The organism is Desulfosporosinus shakirovi (genome assembly GCF_020595055.1).
GTDB classification, from domain to species: Bacteria; Bacillota; Desulfitobacteriia; order Desulfitobacteriales; family Desulfitobacteriaceae; genus Desulfosporosinus; species Desulfosporosinus shakirovi.
Genome location: NZ_JAJDOO010000019.1, coordinates 59,832 through 77,096 on the forward strand (window position 1 = coordinate 59,832; position 17,265 = coordinate 77,096).

A 17,265-nucleotide genomic window follows, 5' to 3' on the forward strand; every position below is an offset into this window, starting at 1 on the left:
TTATTAACCTGCCGTCAGCATCAACTTCAAAGTGGCTATTGTGCCAAGGTGCCTAATTTTACGGCACTGATTTTTTGATCAGAAGTTTTATTGCCCTCATTATTTAACAGGAATCCTACTCTTCTGAATTCAAGAATATAAAAACAGAAGTCCTCTCCTCAAATTGAAGAGAGGACTTCTGCTTAATCAACAAACAACCTATATCCGATTAGTATTGTCTAATTGCGCCAGCCTAACGTCCTGAACAGAGCTGTGGCGGCTTCGGCACGGCTGACTGTTTGACCGGGGGCAAAGGCTTGGCCGTCAACCTTAAGAATGCCGCTGCTGGTAGTGATGGCAACATAGCCTAAGGCGTCGGAGCTGATTTGATCCGCATCCTGAAAATCGACTTTATAGATATCTTTAAGTTCCGCAATTCGATTCAATTGAATAGAACGCAGCATAAGCTTAGCTAAAAGCTCACGGTTGACAGAATCCCCTGCTTTAAGATCTTCCTTCAGCCAGCCCAGGTCTTTGGCTTTAGTAAGAATTTCTTTATCCGTAAGATTGACATTTCCCCATATACCATAGCGGCTGAGATACATGGCGCGTAGCAAAGACTCCAAGCTCATGGCTTCCGAAGGCTTAAAGCTGTTCCCATAATCTCCGAACAAACCTGCCCGGCCCAGAACCGTGATCTCGGCGGCACCGCTGACTCCATCCAGATCGGTGAAGTTAAAAGGCTTGGGCCCTTTTTCAATAGGCTGACCCTGATAATCCAATAACTCTCCGGTTTTAGCATCTATGATGTTGGAAGCGGCAACACTTCGGTCTTGGGCCACGGGCAGATAAACCAGCCGCAAATCCCCCGGTATGCCATTAGAATAGATGCGCACATAAGACAAAGTCAAAGGACGCTTTCGAAGAAAAGCATCGCCAGCCTTTTCCTTGCTGAGAACTCCGGAAACACCCGGCAAATTATAGTCTCCCCAGTTAAGTTCAAAATTTGTAATCATACCTGACACAGGATCGACGTTGACTGTCATCCCGTTGGCCGGGAAGCTGACGTCATTAACTACCCTCTGAAAATTAAAGGCTTGGTTATTCCCTGGTTCCGGGGCAATTTTGCTGAACAGTTGATTTTCTTCCTGATCTAAAGCAACTTCCTTGAAGCGTTCAGGCTGAATACGATTCAAAAACTCCTCGGCCAGTTTTTGGGCGGCAGCCCGGTCCAGTTTGACGTCCGTATTGCCTGTCTGGAAATTTGAAAGGCCAAAGCCGAATAACTCACCCGTCTTAGCGTTAACCCTGGCACTTATATACTGAGGAGTTCCCGCTTTTTTCTCCCCGGAGTCCGTATCGTGCCAGTCAAAGCTCCAAATGCGCTGGTCGGCATTGCGCCACTCTTTACTCAGGTTGGCGCTGCGCAAGGTCAGAGTTTCCGGAATTTCAATCCAGCGTTTTACCGCTTCAATGGCTTCCTCTTGCTTGAGGAGGTTCCCCGCACGTTCAACTTCCTGACGCTCCTGAGGCGTCAGGACCTGCCCGTTTGAGTCCCTGGGGGCGCTTCCCGCCTTGGCACCCATGCCGCCCATGCCGGAAGTATCCGCAGACAGCCACTCCCCTGGTTTCAGCTCAAGGGGCAGACCTGTGAAAGCATCAATAGCTCCTCCGTTTTGTCCCGTCAATTGATAGACAAGCTTGGCATCCTGCTTTTCTCCGGCAGCCAGTATTCTGTAGGGCGATGAAACCCAATACTGCAATTTAAAGTATGGAGCTTTGACAAAAGCCTGCTGGGCTTGTTCCATATTAATAACGCCCTCCACAGCAGGCGCTGTGACCTCGTTCCAGGTAAGATTATAGGATGTGATCTGTCCGTCCGCGCTTGAGACCTGCACATTTGCTCCGTTGCCGAGAAAAGGTACGCCGTTGACAAGCCGCTGATATTGGTTGGAATAATTTAAGGGACCATAGCCTAAAGGCAAAATCTCCTGATCATTGGGAACTAATTTTAACTCCCCGGCCCGCTGCCCCAATAAACGGTTCAAGAGCTTGTAGCCGCAGTCCTGAGCATCTTCCTTCGAAATCGCTGGAATCATTGAACTATTGCCGGATTCATCATTATTCCAATAATTCATGCTGACAATATCCCCGTTAACGGCGTTAACCTCGGCAGCGAACTCTCCCGCCCTTTCCGCCGTACCGCTCCAGCGTAAAGCCCAAACCTGCCTGTCATCATAAGTATTGTAACTTGAACTAAAGTCTGTATAGTCACTGGGTACTTCAAAATTGGTCTTAACGATTTGAATAGCCTTTTCCAAGTTTATTTGCGACTTAGCCAGAGCCCCAACTGCCGCCGTAGTAGCTTCACGAGCTAAAGCCATCGGCGCAACGGCCGGTACCAGTAAAACCGTAACAACGCACACGGCCAGGAAAGAACGCCAGGTTTTTTTCATTCTTATCTACCTTCCTCTCCTTATCCTCTTTTTATGATAATTCGAAATTAACCCTCCACATTCCTCCTCGTATAATAATAGTATTAAAACCATCGGTTAGCATAATTTCCAAAGTTCTTTCGCCCTACACTTCATAAGCATAAAATGACCTATTAAATGCTACTCTCCGTTCAACTATGTTCATCCCCCTCCCTGCCGGAATCAAAAAAATACACCTCCTGTTTAGCATCGTCGTAACCTACCAATGTCATATTGTGCTGACAGAATAGCCGCTTAATTCTTACCCTTAATCATTTCTGCCTTCCTCCACAAATCCTCAAAGAAGCCGACAAAGTCCGGGCCAAAGCGATGGACAACATTCATAAAAATCCTTGTAAGTATGGTCATCCATAAAAGAGCAATTACAATGCCCAAAATGCCGTTATTCATACTCATCCTCACTTTCCGCTCTCCGCCAGACACCAAGCGCGGGATCATACGTCCTTTTTTTAACGAAGATTCCACGCCTCCCAGACAGACAGCCCCTAACTTCATATAAAACTCTTTAGCCTGGGGGCTTGTAAATCACTCCGTTCCACATTGATCATCTCGACTAATCGTTCAAAATTCATGCGTGAGAAATAATCGGAAACATTAATTTGTTGGTTTTAAACGGGCAATAACCATCACTATGTACAAATAGAGTGGTATTTTCTTCACAATGTTTTTGACATATCAAGCCTTCTGTGTTCAAAGGCGTAAACCCCAGAAGTATTTCCTCTTCAGCCTCTGAAGAAATTTCGCCCAATACATCACGTAATTCAGCATCAGTTTCACCCCAAATATCGCAACACCTTATTTGCCCATCTTTGTTTTCGGCAATAATAACCACATCATATTTGGAGGAATAATATAAGTTCTCTTTCATAAGTCCCCTGCAATAAAATGACAATAAACCTTGATTTTCCGCCATATAAAATGCCGAGAATGGATTTCCTTGTTTATATTTTTCTAAAACAAGATGAATGTTTCCCTCATCGCTCGCCTGTAGCTTTTGGCCTTTTGTGCCATTGGGATTTATCCCAGATTGCTTATATTCATACTCGAAGGTTTTTGAAAAACCGAATTTAGGGTAAAAATCGAGAACCGAATCATTGGCAAATAAGTAAATGACATCACAGTTGCTTTTCCATTTCTCAATAATATACTCCATCAGCCAGCGGCTCAATCCTTTGCCACGAAAATCCAAATCAGTCATCACGGTCCCTAATTGAATGTAAAGTTTTCTGTGCCCCCGATGGTAAAACGGAATCTGATTCACTGAAACATTGGCACAGACCTTCCCATCCTGGGCAAGCACATGCGGTTCATACTCCCCACCGACACGCTCGAACGATAACCCAAACGTACCTTTGGACAGTTTATTAAAGCTTTCAAAGAGATTTCTGTCCATTCCTATTTGATTCGAAAAAACATATCCATTTCCACTTATCTCTACGGTGAAACCACTTCTCAATTTTTCCATGTTATGCCCCTTTAAACTAAAAAACTATCACTCATTCCGCTTGGCAAAGTGCACACCATTCTATGGAAATAGCATATCATATCCGCCTCAAAAAAATCATCTCTCCATAAGTATCTCCCGGCTTGACCTGACTCGTAAACATTTTTGGCCAGTAGAACTCAATTAATCTTGAAAATCAGACATGTGCTCACTCCATGAGCATATAATTCATCATTTCCGCCTTTTATGCGCCCTTCAACAGTAGCTAATTTTCTTCCGCTGTGGATAATCCTGGCCTCACAGAGCACCAATTTGCTTTCAGCAGTGACGGGTTTGATAAAGTTCACTTTAATCTCAACCGTGGAACAAGTTATATTCTGCGGAAGGGTTGTAAGCACCGCAGCAGTCATTGCGGTATCCATCAGCGTGGAAAGAATTCCTCCATGAACGGTGGCAAAAGGATTATAGTGGTGCTCTCCAGGATGAAGTTCAAATGCCGCAAAGCCATAGTCAACATCTTTGAGCTGATAACCGATCAGTTTTGCAGCCGGCGGCGGGCCGATTTTACCGTCCCTTATGCTTCTTAGGTAATCCAGTCCGGAAATGGCTGACACCGCATCTCTTTTGTTTATTTGAGGATCATCCCAGACGATGGTCCTTTTTCTTTCCCCGCCTCTTCCTGAGTCATACAGAGTATCCATCAAACACACCTGCCTCTTAACAGATTTTTCAGACTAAATCCTTGCTAAAACAAGCTGAACTGCCGCCGTGCGGTCATAAGGTGTCAGTGTAAACTGAAAATAGTATTTGTATCCCATCTCAATAAGTTTGAGATGACTGAGGATATTTTCAGCATCTTTTGTCCAAAGTACAAGGCAAATGTCTCGCATCAGGGAAAATGCCCAATATCATTTTATAATCAACTAACCATTGCCATAGGAATTGTCACAGGTGCTTTTTAAAAGCACCTCCACCAATTAACTGCTAGCTCTTTTTATAAACGTAACACCTTTACTCCAAACGTTGCCACATTTCGTCTGAAAATGTACCGCTTGCGACACTCGAAACCGTACCGGTCATGTGTACGTGTCCGTCAGTATTAATGTCTATGTCAATGACTCCACCATGCATATGTACCTTCACGTGATTATCAACTAAGCCTAGCTTATATGCAGCGCTTGCTGCCGCACAGCTACTACTGCCGGATGCCAAAGTATAACCTGCTCCCCGTTCCCAAATCTCAATTCTAATATTATTTCTATCAAGGACCTTTAGAAACTGCACATTTATCCTATTTGGGAACATAGGATGGTTCTCAATAACTGGCCCCAATTCTTTTGCTTGCTCCTCAGAAATTATATCCATGGGTAACACGCAGTGTGGGTTACCTATCGAGAGACACGTAATTCTGAACGAACCCTTTTCCAATTCTAAGACTTCATCAATAACCTCGCGGGATAGTCCTGCCACAGGGATGGATTCACTCAAAAATGTAACAGCCCCCATGTCAACCCTAATTAATTCACCTTTTCCGTCTAGTATGGTAACAAGTACCTCCCCTCCCAAGGTGTCCAAAGTGAAACTGCTCGTATTGATATAACCCTGATCAAAAAGATACCTTGAAAAGATCCGAATTCCGTTTCCGCTTTTCTCGGCTTCACTACCGTCAGGATTTAAAATTCTTAGCTTTATGCAGCCGCCATCAAGGATTGGTCCATACAAAATCCCGTCCGATCCTATTCCAAAATTCCGATGACAAATTAGTCGGATATTTTCCGTTGTTAGATTAAGCATGGTTTTATTAGGGTCGATAACTATATAGTCGTTACCTAACGCATGATATTTTACATAATCTACCTTCATCTATTAACCCTCCTCAATAGGCTACAATATCTTCTTTGTCATTGTGTGCACGTTATAGTTAACACCTGCATTAAAAGCGTTTTTTAAATTCACCAAACCTCCATGTGTATTATCTCCTCGAGTTTTTTTCTGGGACGTGCCTTAGAAATTTCATTTATATATAGAAAAAACATTAGACCCAGCATTGCTATATTATACCAGATATATACCTTTCCCCCTATCTCCTAATTGAAAACAACCAATAAAAATCCACAGTGTGTTACTAATTTATAATCCAATCAATTATTCCTTCTTTGAGGCACCTTCGAACTGAATATCCCAGTACTCTTTCGCTGTGACCGGGTCTTTTGATATATCCGCCTTTTTGAGTTCCGCGGACTTCAAACTTAATTCAGATAGTATTTTTGGGGTCTTATTTATAGCTTCTTCCTTTGTTGCCTTTGAAATGGTATCTGGCGGATTCTGTGATAAATTGTTTGTAGAATTACTGGGAGTTAGTTTGGGTGTTGTTTCAGCCTGAACGCCAAAAATGATGTTGATTCCGCTAATGTTCGTGAGTTCAAAACCATTAGTGAATTTCTTGACGGTATTGAACAATGACCAGAAGCTTTAAATCTACTCGTAAATTCGATAAGCAATTTAAACAACTAGACCGAAAGGCTTCCAAAGAAGCAGAAAAAGCTATTGAGTTATTCATCTCTGATCCCAGCCATCCTTCTTTACGCTATAAAAAAATTCAAGGGACGGATAACTTCTATGAAATCAGCGTTAATATGACGGTAAGAATTATCATCGAAGTTACTTCTGAAAGAAACGATGAGATTAATACGCTTTATATCATCGGAACTCATGATGAAGTTTTCCCACCCAAGTAGCCCAAGCGTCTATTTTGGCTGAAGACAAATTAAAAAGCTCTCAACCACAGCAAAAGGCAAAAAGCTTAACCAGTGTCCGGAAAAAAGTATCCCGAAAAAAGGTCTGCACCTCCTAACATCCCGTAGGTAGTTTAATCTTGGTTTAAGCAGGTTTCCTGGCTCAAGATCATCGTCTGCTCACGTCTTCCCGGAAATAAATCCAGTGACATATTTGTGAGAAAAACTCCCTCATACAGTGGCGGGCAGCGCGTCAGCTTCTACCGACTTCCCTTTTCAACTCTTTCCCTCGCCCCTTGTTGCCATGGATACTAGGCAACCAGTTGGGCTTTTCCTCAGTTGATATTAAAAGTTTATTATTTAAACCCGTCAAAACTGAGCATGCCTGCAACAATGGCAGTCACGGGAACAGCGATAACAAGACCAATACTTCCGGCCATAGACCGTAATATTTCGGAAGCAATGCTTTCGCTGTTGATAAGCTGATATAAAGAGATATTTTCTGCAGCTAATAGAAACAACAAATATAGGGAACCTTCGGCATAGGCTAAAATAAGTGTATTGGCCATCGTTCCGATAGTATCTTTTCCAACACTCATTCCAGCTTTAATTAACTGAAAAGGGCCTATACGAGAAGAGCTTTCTTCTAATTCATTGACAGCTGAGGCAATCGACATACTCACATCCATTACTGCTCCCAGGGAACCAATGATGATTCCGGCAAAGAGCAATCCCTGATAACTAAAATCTAAATCTTGTGGGAGGAATCCCAACAAATAAAATTCCTCATCCACGACCCCGGTGAGATGAGATAGGTCACCAATCAGCACAGATAGGTAGGCGGCTATGGACAGGCCACACAGAGTTCCGATAATGGCAGAAAAAGTTTTTTTGTTCCAGCCTCCGATAAGGAACAGCGTAAAAACAGTAATGATCACACAAGCAGATAGTAATATAAACGGGGTCATAACCTTGCAAAATAAGAGGGAAGAGCACTTTAATAATCAAAACATATGTCAAAAGGAGAGAAAGAACAGCCCGAAGGCCTTTTGAACCTCCGATTAGTACTAGCAAACCGACAAAGCCCAGCAAAAGATAGATCATATATTTATCCCGGGCGATTTCGGTAATATTGACATCCTCGACCGATCCGGTTTTATCAAGAGTGAGAGAGACGAATACTTTATCGTTTTCCCTAAGAGTAATTCTGCAAAAAATACCAGTAGCATGAAAATCAGTAATAAATTTTTGATTTCAGAAATTCCCTTCTAACATTTTCAATTCAATGGATTGGGCATTGTTTTCATGGGAAGGCTGTTACAGGTTAATGTCCGTGACTCTTGCACGCATCATCTTTTCAGCTTTATCGGTGGGCGTTGCAGAAGCTTCGCTGGCGGCCAGAGTGATACCGGATTGAAAAATAAAGATATTGCCAATCAATAACAGGAGAAGAATTGTATATCTAAAAAGGAGTTTCATCGACTTTATTCCTCCTTTAGAAAAACTTAATCCCTGATAGTTATGAATGTATTTAGAAATATATTCCAGTAATATAGTTTGTGTTTACTTTCTTGAAAACAACACCTTCACAAGCCCTATCGGTCCCGAGCTGGAAAGAAAAAAGTCATTGCAATGGCTAAATGCTACTGCAATGACTTTTTCGAGTACCCTTTACTTGTTAAGATCCGATGTTTGTAGAGGTAAGTTCCAACCGTCAAGGGCCTTGGCTGAAGTCTACAAAGATCGTCCAATGAAAATAGCAAACTGTTATAGATATAGTTCCTCGGAATAAAAGGCCATGGGGTTGGGATACTAACTGTCATGAGTACTTTTGATCAGGAAAGGAGAGGTTTTTATTGGATACGAATAACTCCACGGATACCGGCAAGAAAAAGATGGACCAGCTTACTCCCTATCTGGAGAATGATATGGGGCAGAAAGCAACCACCGACAACGGAGTAAAGATCTCCAATACCGATGATTCTCTGAAGCTGGGTGAACGAGGGCCTACATTGCTGGAGGACTTCCATTTCCGCGAGAAGATTACCCATTTCGATCATGAGCGTATCCCTGAACGGGTTGTCCATGCCCGGGGGTTTGGCGCTCATGGTTTTTTCCAGCTCTACGAATCCATGTCCGAGTACACGAAGGCTAAATTTCTGCAGGACCCCAATCTGACAACACCGGTGTTTGTGCGGTTTTCAACGGTCGTCGGCTCACGGGGATCGGCTGATACCGTGCGCGATGTGCGCGGCTTTGCTACTAAGTTTTACACCGAAGACGGGAATCTTGATATTGTGGGCAATAACATCCCGGTCTTCTTCATTCAGGATGCCATCAAATTCCCTGACATAGTTCATGCGATTAAGCCTGAACCCCATAATGAAGTGCCCCAGGCAACCAGTGCCCACGATACCTTCTGGGATTTCGTGATCAACACACCGGAAACAGCCCATATGGTCATGTGGCTCATGTCGGACCGTGCTATTCCCCGGAGCTTCCGCATGATGGAGGGATTTGGGGTTAATACCTTCCGGTTTATCAATGCTCAGGGCCAGGCACGGTTTGTAAAATTCCACTGGAAGCCGCTGTTGGGTGTCCATTCCCTCCTGCGTGACGAAGCGCAACGACTCTCGGGCAAGGACCCGGATTTCCATCGCCGCGACCTGTGGGACGCCATTGAACAGGGCAATTACCCCGAATATGAGCTGGGGGTACAGATCATTGAAGAAAGCCAGGAATTCAGTTTTGACTTTGATATTCTCGATCCAACCAAAGTCTGGCCTGAGGAATTGATTCCGGTTAAAATCATTGGTAAGATGACCCTTAACAAAAATGTGGATAATTTCTTTGCTGAGACGGAGCAGGTGGCTTTCTGCCCAGCCAACATTGTTCCCGGCATTGATTTCAGTAATGACCCGCTTTTGCAGGGACGCTTATTTTCCTACGAAGATACGCAGCTGAGCCGTTTAGGCGGACCCAATTTCCGGCAGATTCCCATTAACCGTCCCGTCGTACCGGTGCATAATGACCAGCGCGACGGCGGCCATCAGATGAGAATCCATCAGGGCAATATCAGTTATTTTCCCAATATGCTGGCGCAAAATTCCCCTTCTCCGGCTGACGAGGCTGAAGGCGGCTTTGTTCATTATGCCGAACGGGTTGACGCTCATAAGGTGCGTGCCCGCAGTCAGAGCTTTCGGGATCATTTCCGGCAGGCCACTTTGTTCTGGAACAGTATGTCTCCAACGGAAAAAGCCCATATTGTCGACGCCTTTCACTATGAGGCCGGCAGTGTCAAAAATAAAAAGGTTAAACAGGCTGTAGCAGACATGTTTGCCCATGTCGCCCCCGAGCTGGGAGAACAGATTGCCGTGGGCATCGGTGTGAATAGGCCTCCGTCGGTGCCGGCCAACGATATGAAAGCCTCTTCAGCTGCACTCAGCCAGGAAAATACCATGAAATCGGCCAGAACCAGAAAAGTCGCTGTGCTGGTGGAAAACGGCTTCTGCCCGCTGGCGGTTAATACCATGCTCAATGAGCTGAAAGCAGCCGGTGCGGTTGCCGAGACTGTCAGCAGCAGCCTGGCACCCATTACCGGCAAGGATGGTACCATGTTGGAGCCGGATAAATCCTTTGTAACCTCCAGCTCCCTGGTCTATGACGCAGTTTTTATTCCCGGCGGAGCCAATCATGCCGACGCCATTTCCCAAAATATTGATGTCAGGTTGTTTATTAACGAAGCCTTGCGCCATATGAAGACCGTTGGCGCTGCGGACGAGGCGGCAGAGCTGCTTTTGATGACAGATGCGGCGGGGTTGATTTCCAACTTTACTGGCTCTGAGGGTACACCCTGGGTTAATCAGGGAGTCGCACTGATTCAGGGAGCGGACAATCTTCAGCCGTATTGTGCGGAATTTATAAACCAGCTGTCCAGGCACAGGCATTGGGGCAGACTTATTGATTACCCTATCACATCCGCGTCAGAAACCCTCAATCCCGCGGTATTCGCCAAACCGCCCGACAATATGCAAGGGTATCAAGGCAGGACGCATTAGGAAAGGATAAAGGTCCGGGGACAGGGAGGTATGTTCCCGGACCTTGCAAAAACAGACTTAGAATACCCTCTTCCATGATTTTACTATTCTCCGGTTTTCTACAAAACCCTTTATTTTTAGTTCTTTGAACCATCTCAAGACTTAATTTTTTCAAGCAGAAATACTCTCATAACCATAAATATTGCCCTGCTTCAAATCAGGTAGCAAAGCAAACTCATTTAAGAACCCCGGTTTTATCAAACTGGGCTGCCACCAGATTTTTATAGAAGCCCTCTTCTTGAATCAGCATCTCATGAGTTCCTACTGCATAACCGGCCTTTATTAATAACCACCGGTTTGTCCGCCGCCATAATAGTGGATAAGCGATAGGCCACCACCAGGGTCGTCCGGTTTTTCGACTGTTCCTTCAGGGCCCATGGGCAAAAGCCAGCTTTTGCCGCACGTAAACTAGGCCACAATCCCGTCTCTACTTCTATCTAATTCAGCTTTTTTCCATTGGATATTAATGGTATAATGTGGCTAAGTATAGGAAGGAAGTGCTTTTTTTATGGCAGAAACGATAAGCAAAACGGATATAGTCTATAGATACAAGCACTACCTAACTTGGCAAGAAGATCAGCGGTGGGAGATTATTGATGGTGTAGCCTTGAGTATGACTCCTGCTCCTTCGCGCATCCATCAAAAGATCCTAGTAGAACTACTAACTATCTTTCACAATCACCTAAGGGGCAAGACCTGTGAAGTATATGCTGCTCCTTTTGACGTGAGGTTGCCTCTTGCCAATGAAAGAGATGAAGAAACTTCGAATGTAGTCCAACCAGATATCATTGTTGTATGCGACCCTTCCAAACTTGATGAAAAGGGATGCAATGGAAGCCCAGACCTTGTGATTGAAATCATCTCTCCCTCTACTTTGAGAAGAGACCTTAAGGAGAAATTCTACCTATATGAAAAAGCAGGTGTCTTAGAATACTGGATCGTCTATCCGGAAAACGAAACTATTGTGATACACAAACTGGTTGACCACAAGTATGGACGCCCTGAAGTCTATTCCACAGAGGATCGAATAACGACTGGCATCTTTGACTCTCTAACAATTAATTTAAGTGAGATATTTGTATGCCAACTCCCCTTTCGAGAATAACAGTAACCATTGAAACTTCCTGATTAATAATCTCCTAAATCTGTTAAGCGATTGGGGGATATGGCCACGTGATTCTTGCTTCGTAATATTTGAATACAGTAAGACCAAATATGAAGTTGCCAAAGAGTTTTTTCTCGTTTTTCGCTGTAGTAAGTTGCCTCCTCCGTAAGATAGGGCTTCAAGTTACGGAAGTCCAAGTAATAAACTCGATTATTTTCTATGCGAAAGGCAAGAATCGAATGGTCAGCATTGTTCAATATGGACACTTGAACCGTCGTTAGCTCAATACGCCCACACCTTCTGGAATTTAACTTAGCCTGTGGCGTACAAACAGCCACAGTACTTCCATCGTTTAATATGCCGTTAAACAGTATCTGTCGCCTTGGAACTTGGTAAAGGTCAGTTTTCAAATAGTCTTCTAATTCTTTTACGACCCTTTCTTTTAGTGGAATACTCATTATAACCACCCCCAATATCCTATCTATAATTGCACCTACGCTCGCTGACTCACAGCCTCTCCCTATCTTCCCATGCAGCCTCAGTCAAAAATGCAGATGTATTTGAAAACCTTACTCAAAGCATATGTGTTCAACCCCTCATCTGTGACAAACTAAAAAAGAGCCTTTTTACGGCTCTTTTCCACTATCACGAGACCGGCCTACATGATGATTGTCATGCCTCAGATTTCTTAAGTTCTCTCGCCCATCTTCAGAAGAATAAGAATATGAATAAGAGATGAAGGTAGACTTCATCGCCGCCGGATCAAGTCTGCCCAGTTAGCCGGAGGCTTCCGGCAGAGAAGTGTCCCTCTTCAAAATGTCCTGCTTATTTAAATAAATCCGGATAGAACCCTTTAGCCAATAGCTCCTCATGATCCCAAGAAAATAAGTGAGATTGCAAGCCGTAAAATTAAAAAACCTGCGCTCGATGGCGACGGAAGGTTGACCTTACTAACCAACGGAAAATATACGCTAAAAAATAACCGCCTACCGATAAAATCACAATCGAAGCACCAGAGGCAATATTCATCTCATAGGAAATCCAAAGCCCTGTAAGGCAAAAAACATTGCCAAGAATAGTAATCATCGGTATGTTCTGGTCACTGGGAATGGCCCTGGGTATTCTTTTTATTGCCCTGATGCCCGGCTACCCACCGGATCTGACTTCATATCTTTTCGGCAATATTTTATCCGTGACAAGAGCGGATCTCTATTTGATGATCGGCTTAACTCTTACGGTGCTGCTGGTAATAATCATTTTGTTTAACGACTGGAAAGCCTTTCTTTTTGATGAAGAGTTTGCTTCAATAATCGGCCTCAAAACCGCTTTGTTAGATTATCTTCTTTTGGTTCTGATAGCAATGACGGTGGTGGTTCTGATCCGGGTGGCGAGCATCATCCTGGTGCTGGCTTTGCTGACAGCACCGGCGGCCCTGGCAGGGATGCTTTCTTCAATACTTAGAGACCGCATGATTTATGCAGTGAAGCTTTTTGGGGAAGCACGGTTACTGCAACTGTAGTTTTTATGTCCGATGCTTCTGTTTTCTCGGGTCTGCTGCACCCTGTCATAAAGAGAAAGCAGCACATGAGCGTCACCAGGATAATCATTACTCTTTTCATTTCCCATTTTCCTCCACTTCATCAGATAATATAAGTTAGATGCAAATGCATTGCACTTGCATCTAACTTATATATTTTTTTAATGAGCATATGTCAATATCGAATATTAGAACTTTCAGAAATAATCTAATCCAAACTAAAAAAGGAACCCAAGAGGTCTTTTAATGTTAAAAAAGCATTGGTAATGCTGTCCAGATCATTCAAGACCATGGGTATGCAGCTTCATCTGAACTGGAGTCAGAGTTTTACTCAACAGATTGTTAAAAAGGATCGTCAAGACTGGAATCTAATAGGGAGTAACATACCCTTTCACTTCTTCTGCAGGGGTAATTTTCGTCACGGAAATCTGCGGGTCATCGTATGCCACATTGTTGTAAATATGCTTTCCAATAAACAGGGTACCTTCAACCGTAACCCATGAATCCGTTTTCAGCTCGGCAGCCTTAGCATAGTTGCAGAGCAATCCGGCAGGTATCAAATCTGCAGCGCAGCAGGACATCATTAGACGGGCGGACACGAATTCATCTGCTTGGAGCATTTCAGAGTCTTTGAAAACAAATCCCGTGATTAGGACCGTGTACCCTTTATATCGTTCCATATTCCCATACAGTTCGGAAATCCACACGCCGAAATCCTCATTGGCTATGGTGATTTTCTTCTTCTTGACATCCAGACCGGGCAGGTCCGTTGAATATTGCTCTTCCGACACATGGGTTTGTGGATCGGGAACAGGGGGGACTATAGAATCAGCTGTATTATTATTAGGCAGCGGCGTAAGGACTGACGGAAAATCCTCTGCGACAACGGAATTATCTGCGGCTGGGTCAGCTGGGTCAGGACTGTTCTCCGGAGGAACAGCGGTTAGAAGACCGGTTGCGGCCTTAAAGCCGGAAAAAGCATTTCCACCGATATACTTGCCGGAAAGATCGGCAGCACTGAGAGGGGTATGGGGAAGCAATAGCAATAAAATAGGAATTACCAAGACCAGGCAATGAGCAGAGCGTATTTTGTACTGCGGGCGAAAAAGCCTGCCCAGCCCCGCACAAGCCCAGATTCCCATGACAATTGCCGTGAAATAGAGATAGGGCTCCATTCTGGGCGTGACGTAAAAAAGGTAATTCCCGCTGCGCACCAAAAAGAACATCAATCCCCCAAAGGCGGAATAGCAGAGGAACTCTAAGAAAATTTGCGGATTGAAGGCCCTGGCCTGCATGTTACATTCCTCCCCGGCTGTAAAATAGAAAGACTAAGGCAAAACATACGATAAACCCCGTCAATACTAGTTTGGCGATAAAACCCTTGGTAAACCCGGAGGAAAGCATCATCACATTTTTAATGTCCATCATCGGCCCGAACACCAAGAAGCCCATGATCCCACCCATGGGGAACTGGTTGGCAAAGCTGCGCGCCACAATCGCGTCGGAGGACGAACATAGGGAGAGGACAAAGGCCATAGCCATCATAATTACCATGGAAATCGCCAAGCCTGAGCCACTCTGGGCAGTGGTGAATAGCCCTGTTCCCAGGGTTTGAACTACGGAGGAGATAAAGATTCCAATCACCAAATATTTGCCGACGCTGAAAAATTCCCCTTGGGAATGGCGTATAAACAGACCGACTTTGCCCCTAAACGTAGTAATGGATTCGGCGTCCTCGTAGCAGCCGCAGCTGCACATCAGCTGGTCAAGAGTCCCTCCGGATAATACACGGCCTTTCCCTGCCCAGCTGCCAAGGATAAGTCCAATGCTGACAGCGGCTGCAATCCCCAGGCACACCCTGCTGATCACAATCGTCATATCCCCATTGAAAGCATAATAGGTCGATAGAATGACCACCGGATTGATCACCGGCGTCGCTGTCATAAAGGTAACGGCCACGGGAAGGGGAATACCCTTTCGAACCAAACTTCGAAAAATGGGGATGGAAGCACAGTCGCAAACCGGGAGGCAGAAGCCGGCCAAGATCGCAGCCACCATGCCCAGGCGGATAGATTTAGGAAACCTGCGTTCAATGGCGTTTTGAGGGACAAACACTTGAATCACGGAGGATAGCAGTACCCCGATCAGCAAGAAGGGAACCGCCTGCAACATTATTCCCAAAAACACGTTGATGATTGTATTGACCGGAATTTGCGCTATCTCCAGCAAGGGCTTGAGGACAAAGTGCAGGGCGACAATCAAGAGGACCGTCTGGAAGGCTATATCGACGGGGCGTCCTTTTTTCACGAAGAGCTGTTTGTATAAATCATTATAGGACTTCATTTCGATGACCTTAACACCGGGATTTATTCCCTTCAACAGGTGTCGAATTCTCTTAAACAACTTTGCTGAAGGCACATTACGTACAAGGGCGAAATCGCAGGTTGAAATCTGCTCGGGCAGGGCGCCTCCCGTCCTGCCCAGCAAATTTTCGATCTTCCCCCCGTCGGCTATGTGTATGACTTTTTGAATCTTGCACAGGTTGCGCAGTGAGGCATGCAAAAGCAAAGCCTGCAACTGGGAAAATGGAACGACACCGTTCCATTCAATCCATAGTTCGTCAAGCTCACGGCTTTGCAACAGGCTGCGGATTTTCTCCACGATTTGCGCCGGTTGCTGTTCCAGCATTTTTTTAGAGAAGGAGATGCAGGGGCAGTTGCCATACCGGCTTTGAAAGTCCTCTTCGCCGGTTTCAAACTGCATGACCATCATCCTGACATCCCGCCAGTCCCGCCTGTTCAGCAAATGATTTAGAAAGGTTGTTTTACCGGCATCCAGAAAGCCGGTCACAACATAAATGGGTATCGCCATACCCTTACTCTCCGCCAAAGAGACTGACCAACTCCTGTCGGTTTAAATTCCGGCCAATAAAGCACAGCATATCACCGCTAGAGGCAGATTTTGTGATCTTTAACTCTCCGGGGAGATATTGCAGATTCACACAGCCCCTTGTACTGCGCAGGATGCCTTTAGCACGAAGGATGGTCCCTTTTGCCCCCTGCTCCATCTTCGCAACCCGGGCCTGCAGATCCTCTATACTGAAGATCCCCTTGGTCCGTATGGTAACCGTGTCAAAGATATCTTCTGCCCCATGGTGATGATGACCGGAAGGGCAATGTTCCTGGTGAAGCTGTGCGCTATGATGCCTACAGCCGCACCCCTGCCCGTGGCGGGAGTGCACCCCCTGCTCATGATGCTTATGATGTTCATGCTCCGGATGCAAGATTTCAGCGGCAATGATACGACTCCACGGTTTGGCAATGATAGCCGCGTGTGGATTCAGCTCTTTCACCAGCTTATAGGCGAAGTCCACCTTGTCTGGAAACCTCTCGGTTCGACTTAACAGCACTAGATCCGCATGTTTGATTTGATCTTCAAAAAACTCGCCGAAGTTATCAAGATACATTTGGCAGCGCTTCACATCGGCGACTGTAATTTTGCCCTTAACCGTTGCCAGGGGCTTAATGCGAGGATCCGAGCATGCCTTTATAATGTCCGACAGTTTACCGACGCCGGAAGGTTCAATCATGATTTTGTCAGGGTGGAATCGATCCAAAAGCTCTTGGAGGGCTTTTACAAAATCCCCCGCCAGGCTGCAGCAAATGCACCCGGCATTGATTTCTTTTACTTCAACCCCAGTGGATTTGAGCAGTGCGGCATCGACACTGATCTCACCGAAATCATTTTCGATGAGGACCACCTTCTCATTCCGGAAGGCCTCTTTGAGCAGTTTCTGGATCAGGGTGGTTTTTCCCGCTCCTAAGAAACCTGAGATGACGTATATTTCTGCAGCCATTGGCATCCCCCTTTAAT

General features: G+C 45.1%; 17 protein-coding genes, 1 pseudogene and 1 riboswitch. Of the genes and pseudogenes, 4 read left to right on the plus strand and 14 right to left on the minus strand.

Annotated features, from left to right (window positions below; translation table 11 throughout):
- Window positions 1-218: 218 nt before the first annotated feature.
- The 7 genes from LJE72_RS16200 to LJE72_RS16230 all read right to left on the minus strand — a co-directional run bounded on the left by LJE72_RS16200 (window position 219) and on the right by LJE72_RS16230 (window position 6,378).
- Window positions 219-2,435, minus strand: coding sequence for a YcdB/YcdC domain-containing protein (locus tag LJE72_RS16200; protein WP_229248834.1), 2,217 nt, complete (start codon window positions 2,433-2,435; stop codon window positions 219-221).
- A 273-nt stretch (window positions 2,436-2,708) separates the two neighbouring features.
- Window positions 2,709-2,969 carry a hypothetical protein gene (locus LJE72_RS26780; RefSeq protein ID WP_396391265.1) on the minus strand — a complete coding sequence of 87 codons (261 nt, stop codon included), beginning with the start codon at window positions 2,967-2,969 and terminating at the stop codon, window positions 2,709-2,711.
- Between the two features lie 73 nt (window positions 2,970-3,042).
- The gene (locus LJE72_RS16210; protein ID WP_229248836.1) at window positions 3,043-3,939 is read right to left on the minus strand and encodes a GNAT family N-acetyltransferase; all 897 of its coding nucleotides are present in this window, start codon (window positions 3,937-3,939) and stop codon (window positions 3,043-3,045) included.
- A 158-nt stretch (window positions 3,940-4,097) separates the two neighbouring features.
- Window positions 4,098-4,619 carry a PaaI family thioesterase gene (locus tag LJE72_RS16215; RefSeq protein WP_229248886.1) on the minus strand — a complete coding sequence of 174 codons (522 nt, stop codon included), beginning with the start codon at window positions 4,617-4,619 and terminating at the stop codon, window positions 4,098-4,100.
- A gap of 33 nt (window positions 4,620-4,652) precedes the next feature.
- On the minus strand, window positions 4,653-4,808 hold the full coding sequence (locus tag LJE72_RS16220) for a DUF1848 family protein (protein WP_229248838.1): 156 nt from the start codon (window positions 4,806-4,808) through the stop codon (window positions 4,653-4,655).
- Window positions 4,809-4,929: 121 nt separating this feature from the next.
- Window positions 4,930-5,781 carry a diaminopimelate epimerase gene (gene dapF, locus LJE72_RS16225; protein ID WP_229248840.1) on the minus strand — a complete coding sequence of 284 codons (852 nt, stop codon included), beginning with the start codon at window positions 5,779-5,781 and terminating at the stop codon, window positions 4,930-4,932.
- Between the two features lie 282 nt (window positions 5,782-6,063).
- Window positions 6,064-6,378 (minus strand): hypothetical protein, encoded by a 315-nt coding sequence (locus tag LJE72_RS16230; RefSeq protein ID WP_229248842.1) that lies wholly within the window; start codon window positions 6,376-6,378, stop codon window positions 6,064-6,066.
- Here LJE72_RS16230 and LJE72_RS16235 point away from each other — a divergent pair.
- Entirely contained in the window at window positions 6,378-6,656 is a 279-nt protein-coding gene (locus LJE72_RS16235) for a type II toxin-antitoxin system RelE/ParE family toxin (RefSeq protein WP_229248844.1), read from the plus strand. The genes LJE72_RS16230 and LJE72_RS16235 overlap by 1 nt on opposite strands.
- A gap of 130 nt (window positions 6,657-6,786) precedes the next feature.
- Window positions 6,787-6,980, minus strand: a riboswitch (cobalamin riboswitch).
- 29 nt (window positions 6,981-7,009) lie between these two features.
- Here the strand turns inward: LJE72_RS16235 and LJE72_RS16240 are convergent.
- Both LJE72_RS16240 and LJE72_RS16250 read right to left on the minus strand, forming a co-directional pair.
- A pseudogene (locus tag LJE72_RS16240) lies at window positions 7,010-7,757 on the minus strand (YibE/F family protein).
- A 213-nt stretch (window positions 7,758-7,970) separates the two neighbouring features.
- On the minus strand, window positions 7,971-8,132 hold the full coding sequence (locus tag LJE72_RS16250; protein WP_229248846.1) for a hypothetical protein: 162 nt from the start codon (window positions 8,130-8,132) through the stop codon (window positions 7,971-7,973).
- A 377-nt stretch (window positions 8,133-8,509) separates the two neighbouring features.
- Between LJE72_RS16250 and LJE72_RS16255 the strand changes: the two genes are divergently transcribed.
- Window positions 8,510-10,711 carry a catalase gene (locus tag LJE72_RS16255; protein ID WP_449508554.1) on the plus strand — a complete coding sequence of 734 codons (2,202 nt, stop codon included), beginning with the start codon at window positions 8,510-8,512 and terminating at the stop codon, window positions 10,709-10,711.
- A gap of 547 nt (window positions 10,712-11,258) precedes the next feature.
- Window positions 11,259-11,855: a Uma2 family endonuclease gene (locus LJE72_RS16260; protein ID WP_229248847.1), complete on the plus strand. Its 597-nt coding sequence runs from the start codon at window positions 11,259-11,261 to the stop codon at window positions 11,853-11,855.
- A gap of 23 nt (window positions 11,856-11,878) precedes the next feature.
- Here LJE72_RS16260 and LJE72_RS16265 read toward each other — a convergent pair whose 3' ends face one another.
- Window positions 11,879-12,313, minus strand: a complete 435-nt coding sequence (locus LJE72_RS16265) for an HMG-box domain-containing protein (protein ID WP_229248848.1) — start codon at window positions 12,311-12,313, stop codon at window positions 11,879-11,881.
- A gap of 451 nt (window positions 12,314-12,764) precedes the next feature.
- On the minus strand, window positions 12,765-12,941 hold the full coding sequence (locus LJE72_RS16270) for a metal ABC transporter permease (protein ID WP_312038937.1): 177 nt from the start codon (window positions 12,939-12,941) through the stop codon (window positions 12,765-12,767).
- On the opposite strand from LJE72_RS16270, the gene LJE72_RS16275 reads away from it, so the two are divergent.
- Entirely contained in the window at window positions 12,922-13,374 is a 453-nt protein-coding gene (locus tag LJE72_RS16275) for a metal ABC transporter permease (RefSeq protein WP_229248849.1), read from the plus strand. The two genes, LJE72_RS16270 and LJE72_RS16275, sit on opposite strands and share 20 nt — an antisense overlap.
- A 386-nt stretch (window positions 13,375-13,760) precedes the next feature.
- Here LJE72_RS16275 and LJE72_RS16280 read toward each other — a convergent pair whose 3' ends face one another.
- The 3 genes from LJE72_RS16280 to LJE72_RS16290 are packed head-to-tail and all read right to left on the minus strand — an operon-like array spanning window position 13,761 to window position 17,248.
- Window positions 13,761-14,687: a TIGR03943 family putative permease subunit gene (locus LJE72_RS16280; RefSeq protein ID WP_229248850.1), complete on the minus strand. Its 927-nt coding sequence runs from the start codon at window positions 14,685-14,687 to the stop codon at window positions 13,761-13,763.
- Between the two features lies 1 nt (window position 14,688).
- Window positions 14,689-16,263, minus strand: coding sequence for a permease (locus tag LJE72_RS16285; RefSeq protein WP_229248851.1), 1,575 nt, complete (start codon window positions 16,261-16,263; stop codon window positions 14,689-14,691).
- Between the two features lie 4 nt (window positions 16,264-16,267).
- On the minus strand, window positions 16,268-17,248 hold the full coding sequence (locus tag LJE72_RS16290) for a CobW family GTP-binding protein (RefSeq protein WP_229248852.1): 981 nt from the start codon (window positions 17,246-17,248) through the stop codon (window positions 16,268-16,270).
- Window positions 17,249-17,265: the final 17 nt, after the last annotated feature.